Origin of the sequence: Brevundimonas sp. UBA5936, assembly GCA_002430835.1 — a bacterium.
In the GTDB taxonomy this organism is placed as follows: Bacteria; Pseudomonadota; Alphaproteobacteria; order Caulobacterales; family Caulobacteraceae; genus Brevundimonas.
This window is the reverse complement of the sequence record DJDA01000152.1, coordinates 404-8,351: the sequence shown is the minus strand read 5'-3', so window position 1 is coordinate 8,351 and position 7,948 is coordinate 404. Positions and strand designations below refer to the sequence as shown.

Below are 7,948 nucleotides of genomic sequence, written 5' to 3'. Positions count from 1 at the left end.
CCCGCGCCGCCCGTTGCGGCGCCGGCGCGGACTGCGTCCCCGACTCCGTCCTTGCCGGGGGATCCAGCGCCCAAGCGGGCTGAAGCCAAGGCGTCGCCTGCGTCGCCCCGCGCTTCTTCTGTGCGCCCCGCCTCGCCCCGGCGCACCGATCCGCCCGAGGCGCGGCGCGACGCCGACAGCCTGTTCTTCTGACGGCCTAGCTCAGGCGGGCGCAGGCGTGGATCAGCTTCTCCACGTCGTCCTCGCTCTGATACAGGCTGAAGCCGAAGCGGATCACGTCGTCGCGCACGTCGGCGATGACGTTCATATCTTGCAGGGCCGCCTTCCAGCGCGGCGCGTCGGCATGGCGCAGGGCCAGGAAGCGGGCGCGGGGCGCCGTCCCCTCGACCGGGTTCAGGATCTGGGCCTCGGCCAGCGCTCCGGCTTCGTTCGACTGGATCGCCGTCTGGAACTGGGCCTGAAGGCCGCGCGCGTGATCGGCGATCATCGCCGTGGTCAGGCCGTGCTGGTCCAGCATCCGGCGCACGGCGTTGAAGCGATACAGGGCGCTGGCGTCGAAGGTGGCGCCCCAGAAGCGGCCGCCGTCGGTGCGGTACTGAACCCCGCCGGGCGGTCCCTCCAGATGGCCGAACTCGGCGAACCAGCCGGTCACGACCGGACGCGTGCCGAAGCCCGGCGGGGCGTGCAGGAAGCAGGCGCCTTCGCCGGCCATCGCATACTTATACCCGCCGGCCAGATAGAAGATCTTGTCCGCCACGGCCGACAGATCGGTCGGCGTGGCCATGAAGCCGTGATAGCCGTCGACCACCACCCACGGACCGGCCGGATCGGCCAGTTCCGCCAGTTCGGCGATGCGCTCGAACAGGCCGCCGGTGCGGAAGAAGACCTGGCTGACGAAGATCAGGTCGTGCCCGCCCGCCCTGGCCGCCGCGACGAACCGTTCGGCGAAGGTCTCGAACGGGGCCAGGGGCACGCGGGTGACGACGGCCTGCCCGGCCTCCTCCCAGCGTTCCGACTGGCGGCGGAAGGAGTGGAACTCGCCGTCGGTGGCCAGGATGCGCACCGGCGCCTTGTCGACCGCCGAGACGATGCGCAGCAGAATCTCATGCGTATTGGGCGCGAAGATCAGGCTGTCGGGCGAGGACAGGCCCAGTTCCTTGGCGACATGCGCTTGCGCCTCGGGGATGACCTCGCCGAACACCAGATCCCATTTGCGGTCGGCGAAGCGGTTGGCCTCGGCCCAGGCCATGACCTGGCCGTCGAAGCTGACGTCGGGCCACAGGTGGTGGCTGTGAGCGGCGAAATGCAGGCGTTCCGGATCGAGGCCCAGCGCGCGCGAGAACAGGGGCTTGTAGTTCATGAGGGCAGGCTAGCGGGCCTGCGCCGCGCCGTCACGCGCTTGCTTTTTATATCGTCATCCTCGGGCTTGACCCGAGGATCGGGACTTCCGCCTACGCGTCTTGAGCAAGGTTGAGCGCGCCCGGCGCTGGATCCTCGGGTCAAGCCCGAGGATGACGGCATGGGTGGAGCAGCGGCGTGTCTGGTGCGGCGCCATGGCGCGAGGCGGCCCAAAGAAAAAGGCGGGCCGCCTTCGCGAACCCGCCTCTCTCAACTCAGTCTTTGGCGAGAGAGCGACCGCGTCGCGAGCGTAGCGCCGAGCGCGTCAGCGCGCCTCAAATAAGACTACCGTGGCAGTGCTTGAACTTGCGGCCCGAGCCGCAGGGGCAGTCGCCGTTGCGGCTGGTGCGCTCCCAGCCGATGGGCAGGGCCTCGACCGGCAGCTTGGAGCGATCGTCGCCCGTCAGCTGGCCTTCCGGGTTCTGAGCCATCGGGTTCAGCATCTCGTTTTCGCCGGTGCCGGGGTTCAGGTGGATTTCCTGGAACTCGGGCATCTCCATCGGCGGCGGCGCCTGGAACTGGAACTCGACCGTCATTAGCCAGCGCGTGACGTTGTGGCGCAGGTCGTGCAGCAGCGTCTCGAACAGGTTGAAGGCTTCGGTCTTGTATTCGTTCAGCGGGTCGCGCTGGCCGTAGCCGCGCAGGCCGATGACGCCGCGCAGGTGGTCCAGATGGACCAGGTGCTCACGCCACTGCATGTCGATCATCTGCAGCATGAACTGCTTTTCGAGACCGCGCGTCTGGTCGGCGCCGATCAGCTCCAGACGTTCGGCGGCGCGCACGTCGGCGGCGGCGAGGATGCGTTCCTCGATCTCCTCGTTGGAGACGCCTTCTTCGGCGGCCCAGTCATGCAGCGGCAGTTCCAGGCCGAGGGTGGACTTCACCTTCTCGTCCAGGCCGTTGATGTCCCACTGCTCGGCATAGGCCTTGGGCGGCATATAGCGTTCGACCAGGTCGTTGATCGCGTCGTTGCGGAAGTCGCCGACCAGTTCCGACAGGTCTTCGGAGTCCATGAACTCCTGGCGCTGTTCGAACACGGCCTTGCGCTGGTCGTTCACGACATCGTCGTACTTCAGCACGTTCTTGCGCATGTCGTAGTTGCGGGCTTCGACGCGCTTCTGGGCGGTTTCGACGGCGCGGTTCAGCCAGGGGTGGCTGATGGCCTCGCCCTCGGCCACGCCGAAGGACTTCATGATGCCGTCCAGGCGGTCGCCGGCGAAGATGCGCAGCAGGTCGTCTTCGCACGACAGGTAGAATTTCGAGGTGCCGGGGTCGCCCTGACGGCCGGTCCGGCCGCGCAGCTGGTTGTCGATGCGGCGGCTTTCGTGACGCTCGGTGCCCAGGACGAACAGGCCGCCGGCGGCCATGGCCTGTTCCTTGGCGGCGGCGATCTCGGCCTTGAACTCGGCTTCCTTGGCCTCAAGGTCTTCCGGCGTCACGGCGACGGCCATGTTGCGCTGTTCCTGGGTCCAGCGCTGGATGCGCATCTCCAGGTTGCCGCCCAGCTGGATGTCGGTGCCGCGGCCGGCCATGTTGGTGGCGATCGTCACCGCGCCCGGCAGACCGGCGTCGGCGACGATATAGGCTTCCTGCTCGTGCTGGCGCGCGTTCAGGACGTTGTGCGGAATGCCGTGGCCGGTGGCGTAGTCGATGTCATAGGCGGCGTCGCCGACCTTCTGCGCTTCCTTCTCGCGGCCCGCGTATTCGGGCTTGAGGGTGCGCGAACGCTCGACCTTGTAGTTGTAGGTCTTCAGGACTTCCGACAGCTCTTCGGAGTTCTCGATCGAGACGGTGCCGACCAGGATCGGCTGGCCGCGAACGTGGCATTCCGCGATCTGAGCGGCGATGGCGGCGTTCTTCTCCTTGAAGGTGCGATAGACCTCATCGTCGTAATCCTTGCGCTGGATTGGACGGTTGGTCGGCACTTCCAGGACGTCCATCTTGTAGATGTCGAGGAATTCCTGGGCCTCGGTCGCGGCCGTGCCGGTCATGCCGGACAGCTTTTCATAGAGGCGGAAGTAGTTCTGGATCGTCACCGAGGCCAGGGTCTGGTTCTCGGGCATGATCTTGACGTCTTCCTTGGCCTCGATGGCCTGGTGAAGACCTTCGGACAGGCGACGGCCCGTCATCATGCGGCCGGTGTATTCATCGATCAGGACGATCTCGCCGTCCTTGATGATGTAGTCCTTGTCGCGCGTATAAAGCGTGTTGGCGCGCAGGGCCTGGTTGGTGTGGTGGACCAGGCTGACGTTGGCCGGGTCGTACAGGTCGACGGTGTCTTCGGCGAAGTGGCCGGCGTCCTGAAGCATCTGCTCCATCCGCTCCGAGCCCCGCTCGGTCAGCAGGGCCTGGCGCTGCTTCTCGTCGAGGTCGTAGGTGTCCTTGTCCTTGACCAGTTCCTTCACCAGGGCGTCCAGCACCTTGTAGAGGTCCGAACGGTCCTCGGTCGGGCCCGAGATGATCAGGGGGGTGCGCGCCTCGTCGATCAGGATGGAGTCGACTTCATCGACGATGGCGAAGTGGTGGCCGCGCTGCACCATCTCGCGACGGTCGTAGACCAGGTTGTCGCGCAGGTAGTCGAAGCCGAATTCGTTGTTGGTGCCGTAGGTGATGTCGGCGTTGTAGGCCATCTGGCGCTGGCCCTGCGACAGGCCGTTGACGATGACGCCGACCTCAAGCCCCAGGAAGCGGTAGACCCTGCCCATCTGTTCCGCATCGCGGCGGGCCAGATAGTCGTTGACGGTGACGACGTGGACGCCCTTGCCCGCCAGGGCGTTCAGATAGACCGGGGCCACGGCGACCAGGGTCTTGCCCTCGCCGGTGCGCATTTCGGCGATGCCGCCTTCATGCAGGATCATGCCGCCGGTCATCTGCACGTCGTACTGACGCTGGCCCAGCACGCGCTTGGAGGCTTCGCGCACCACGGCGAAGGCTTCGTTCTGCAGCTTGTCCAGGCTCTCGCCGGCTTCGATGCGGTCGCGGAACGTCTGCGTCATCATGCGCAGTTCGTCGTCCGAGAAGGCCTCGAACTTGGATTCCAGGGCGTTGATCTTATCGACCTGGCCCATGAAGGCCTTGACCTTGCGGTCGTTGGAGGAACCGAGAAATTTCTTGGCGAAGCCGAGCATGGGCGATCCGGGTCAGGCGGTCGAGCGGCTGAAGGCTCTGAGAAAGACAGTTTCACCCGGTCGGAGGGCCGCGATCACGCCGGCCCCGGGCCTTCCCTGCAGATGAGGGCGCGCGAAGGGCCGCGCAGACGATCGAAAACCCCTCGACTTGGGCGCAGGCGGGACTTAAGCACCGCCCTTATCCCTGTCAACGCGAGGGCCTTTTTAAGGCGGCGTGTTTCAGGCGCGAATGTCCGTTTCGACGGCCTGTCCACAGACCCTTGCCCGGAGCGTCCGATGCGAGCGCGACGTCCCCTCCACAGCCTGTTTCTGGTCGCCGTCGCCGGTTTGGCGCTGGGCGTCGCCGCCTGCGGGCGCGGCGGCGATGAAGCTGCCCCGGAAAAGAACGACCGCGTCGTGGCCAGGGTCAACGATCGCGCCGTCTGGGCCTCGGACGTGCGCCGCGAAGCCGTGGCGCAGGGGTTGATCGGCGAGGATGATCCCCTGGACGCCTCATCCGAACTGTTCCGCCGGGTGATGGACGAGGTGGTCGACCAGAAGCTGCTGGCCGCAGAGGCCGAGCGCCGAGGCCTCGATTCCAGTCCCGCCGCCCAGCGCCGCCTGCAGGCCGTGCGCGAACGCATCCTGGGCGACATGCTGGTCGAGAAGGTGGTGTCCGGCGCCGTGTCCGAACAGGCGGTCGAACGCCTCTACGCCGAGCAGCAGCGGCTGGCCCGCGCGACCGAAGAGGTGCGGGTGCGCCTGATTCTGGCGCCGACCAAGGAACAGGCCGACGCCGTCCTGGGCGTCCTGGGGCAGGGGGCGGCCTTCGAGGCCGTCGCCGCCCAACGCTCGATCGACGACGCCACCCGCTATTCCGGCGGCGACCTGGGCTATTCGACGCTGGACGTCCTGCCCGGTCCCTACGCCGCCGCCCTGCAGGGCCAGACGCCGGGCGCGGTCGTCGGCCCGATCCAGACCGAGACCGGCTGGGCCGTGCTCAAGGTCGAGGATCGCCGCGTCGAAACTCCGCCGACGCTGGAACAGGCGCGGCCGCAGATCGTGCGCTACCTGACCTATGAAGGCGTGCGCCAGCTGCTTGAACAGCTTCGCGGCCAGGCCGAGGTCGAGATCTCCCTGGACGGGGCCAAGACGGCTCCGCCTTCAACCCCTGTTGAGTCCGCAGCTCCGCCTGCGGCACAGAAAACCTCCGCTTCTCCCGCCGGAAACGCCTCATGAGCCAGCCGCCCTCCAAGTCCGCCTCGACCGGCAAGAAGATCGAAACCGTCATCGAGAAGGCGCTGGACCCGCTGGCCTCGGCGCTGAAGCGCGCGACGCAATCGGCCGCCCAGGCGGTCGCCGCCGCTCCGGGCAAGCCGGGCCTGATGGTTTCGCCCCTGGCCGTGCCTTTCCCGGCCATTCCGCCGATCGGCGGGGTCGAGATCGCCACGGCGCGCGCGGGCTTCTACAAGCATGAGCGCGACGATCTGGTGGTCTTCCACTTCCCGCAGGGCGCGTCCTGCGCGGGGGTTTTCACCCGGCACAAGGTCGGCTCGGCGCCGGTCGACTGGTGCAAGCGTCATCTGGACGCCGACAAGGGCGGCGAGGGGGTCAAGGCCCTGGTCGTCAACGCCGGCTGCGCCAACGCCTTCACCGGCAAGGCCGGCGCCGATGCGGCGCGCCGCACGGCTTCCGAGGTCGCCAAGCGCTTCGACTGTCGCCAGCGCGACGTCATGCTGGCGTCGACCGGCGTCATCGGCGTGGTGCTGGACGACAAGAAGATCACCGCCCGCCTGCCCGAGGTCGAAGCCGGTCTGAAGGCCGACGCCTGGGCGCAGGCCGGTCTGGGCATCATGACCACGGACACCTTTCCCAAGGGCTCCTACGCCGAGTGCGAGATCGAGGGCGTCAAGGTCCGCATCGCCGGGATCGCCAAGGGCTCGGGCATGATCGCGCCGGACATGGCGACCATGCTGGCCTTCATCGTCACCGACGCCGACATCGCCCCGCCGGTGCTGAAGGCCCTGCTGAACCTGCACGTCCGCACCACCTTCAACAGCGTGACGGTGGACGGCGACACCTCGACCAATGACACGGCGCTGCTGTTCGCCACGGGCGCGTCCGGCGCGCCGCGCATCGGCCGCGTCGGCGACCGCCGCCTGAAGGAATTCTCGGCCGCGCTGGACGACGTCATGCTCGATCTGGCCCACCAACTGGTGAAGGACGGCGAGGGCGCGACCAAGTTCGTCAAGGTGACGGTCGAGGGCGCCGCTTCGCCCGCCTCGGCGCGCAAGCTGGCCAAGTCGATCGCCGACAGCCCTCTGGTCAAGACCGCCATCGCGGGCGAGGACGCCAACTGGGGTCGCATCGTCATGGCCGTGGGCAAGACCGAGGAGGCGGTCGACCGCGACCGTCTGGCCATCCGCTTCGGCCCGCACGTCGCCGCCGTCGACGGCGCCCCCTCGCCGACCTACGACGAGGCGGTCATGAGCGCTTATATGAAGAACGCCGAGATCGACATCACCGTCCATGTCGCCTCGGGCCGGGCTTCGGCCACGGTCTGGACCTGCGACCTGACCAAACGCTACATCGAGATCAACGGGGACTATCGCTCGTGAGCGAGACGCCTGCCGTTCCCACCGTCCTGGTCGTCGCCGTCGCCCTGATCGACCCGGACGGCCGCGTGCTGATCGCTAAGCGTCCCGAGGGCAAGCAGTTGGCGGGCCTGTGGGAATTCCCCGGCGGCAAGGTCGAACCGGGCGAGCGGCCCGAGGCCGCCCTGATCCGCGAGCTGAAGGAAGAGCTGGGCATCGACGTGAAGGAGGCCTGTCTGGCCCCCTTTGTGTTTACCAGTCACGCTTACGAATCCTTTCACCTGTTGATGCCACTCTACCTGTGCCGGCGCTGGTCCGGCGTGGTCGAGGCGCGTGAGCACGCGGGTCTGGCCTGGGTGAAGCCGGACAAACTGTCGGCCTATCCCATGCCTCCGGCCGACGAACCGCTGATCGCCTGGCTGCGCGATCTGCTCTGACGGGCCGACGACAGGGGAGGGCCGGGCGTGAAGGGTTTCATCTGCCGGTTCCACCGCGACGAAGGCGGCGCCACGGCCATCGAATNNCGAATACGGCCTGATCTGCGCCCTGATCTTCCTGGTCATCATCGCCGCCGTGGCCGCCTTCGCGGCGCGGTCGACGGCCATGTACGACTACATCTCCACGAATATCAGCGCCGCCATCGGCGGGGCCTAGACCCAAGGAAGGCGGGCGTCAGCCCTCCTCGCCGGTCTGCTCCCTGACGCCCAGGGCGTCGGCCAGGCGCGTCTTGGCCGAGCCGCGTTTGGCGGGCTTCTGCTGGCTGTCGTGCGGCGCCCATCCGGCCAGGTGCACCATCTCGAAGGTGGCGGGGATGCGCCCATCCGTCTCGGCGTGGCGCTCGGCGTAGAG

5 protein-coding genes and 2 pseudogenes are annotated in these 7,948 nt (G+C 67.6%); 4 read left to right on the top strand and 3 right to left on the bottom strand.

Annotated features, from left to right (window positions below):
* Positions 1-192: pseudogene (locus tag B2Y21_RS15400) on the top strand (hypothetical protein); the annotation flags it as partial.
* 4 nt (positions 193-196) lie between these two features.
* Here B2Y21_RS15400 and B2Y21_RS15395 read toward each other — a convergent pair.
* Both B2Y21_RS15395 and secA read right to left on the bottom strand, forming a co-directional pair.
* Positions 197-1,360 carry an aminotransferase class V-fold PLP-dependent enzyme gene (locus tag B2Y21_RS15395; protein ID WP_292060711.1) on the bottom strand — a complete coding sequence of 388 codons (1,164 nt, stop codon included), beginning with the start codon at positions 1,358-1,360 and terminating at the stop codon, positions 197-199.
* Between the two features lie 313 nt (positions 1,361-1,673).
* Positions 1,674-4,526, bottom strand: a complete 2,853-nt coding sequence (secA, locus tag B2Y21_RS15390; RefSeq protein ID WP_292060710.1) for a preprotein translocase subunit SecA — start codon at positions 4,524-4,526, stop codon at positions 1,674-1,676.
* Between the two features lie 276 nt (positions 4,527-4,802).
* Between secA and B2Y21_RS15385 the strand changes: the two genes are divergently transcribed.
* Genes B2Y21_RS15385 through B2Y21_RS15375 form a run of 3 tightly spaced genes read left to right on the top strand, consistent with a single transcriptional unit; the run spans position 4,803 to position 7,536 of the window.
* Positions 4,803-5,744: a peptidylprolyl isomerase gene (locus B2Y21_RS15385; RefSeq protein ID WP_292060709.1), complete on the top strand. Its 942-nt coding sequence runs from the start codon at positions 4,803-4,805 to the stop codon at positions 5,742-5,744.
* Complete coding sequence (argJ, locus tag B2Y21_RS15380) at positions 5,741-7,123, top strand: bifunctional glutamate N-acetyltransferase/amino-acid acetyltransferase ArgJ (RefSeq protein ID WP_292060708.1); 1,383 nt, start codon at positions 5,741-5,743, stop codon at positions 7,121-7,123. Before B2Y21_RS15385 ends, argJ begins: the two co-directional genes overlap by 4 nt.
* On the top strand, positions 7,120-7,536 hold the full coding sequence (locus tag B2Y21_RS15375) for a (deoxy)nucleoside triphosphate pyrophosphohydrolase (RefSeq protein ID WP_087139129.1): 417 nt from the start codon (positions 7,120-7,122) through the stop codon (positions 7,534-7,536). Before argJ ends, B2Y21_RS15375 begins: the two co-directional genes overlap by 4 nt.
* A gap of 235 nt (positions 7,537-7,771) precedes the next feature.
* Here B2Y21_RS15375 and B2Y21_RS15370 read toward each other — a convergent pair.
* Positions 7,772-7,948: pseudogene (locus tag B2Y21_RS15370) on the bottom strand (SAM-dependent methyltransferase); the annotation flags it as partial.

Coding starts and splice junctions, on each gene's coding strand:
- argJ (WP_292060708.1), top strand. CDS start 5,741: ATGAGCCAGCCGCCCTCCAAGTCCGCCTCGACCGGCAAGAAGATCGAA.
- B2Y21_RS15385 (WP_292060709.1), top strand. CDS start 4,803: ATGCGAGCGCGACGTCCCCTCCACAGCCTGTTTCTGGTCGCCGTCGCC.
- secA (WP_292060710.1), bottom strand. CDS start 4,526: ATGCTCGGCTTCGCCAAGAAATTTCTCGGTTCCTCCAACGACCGCAAG.
- B2Y21_RS15395 (WP_292060711.1), bottom strand. CDS start 1,360: ATGAACTACAAGCCCCTGTTCTCGCGCGCGCTGGGCCTCGATCCGGAA.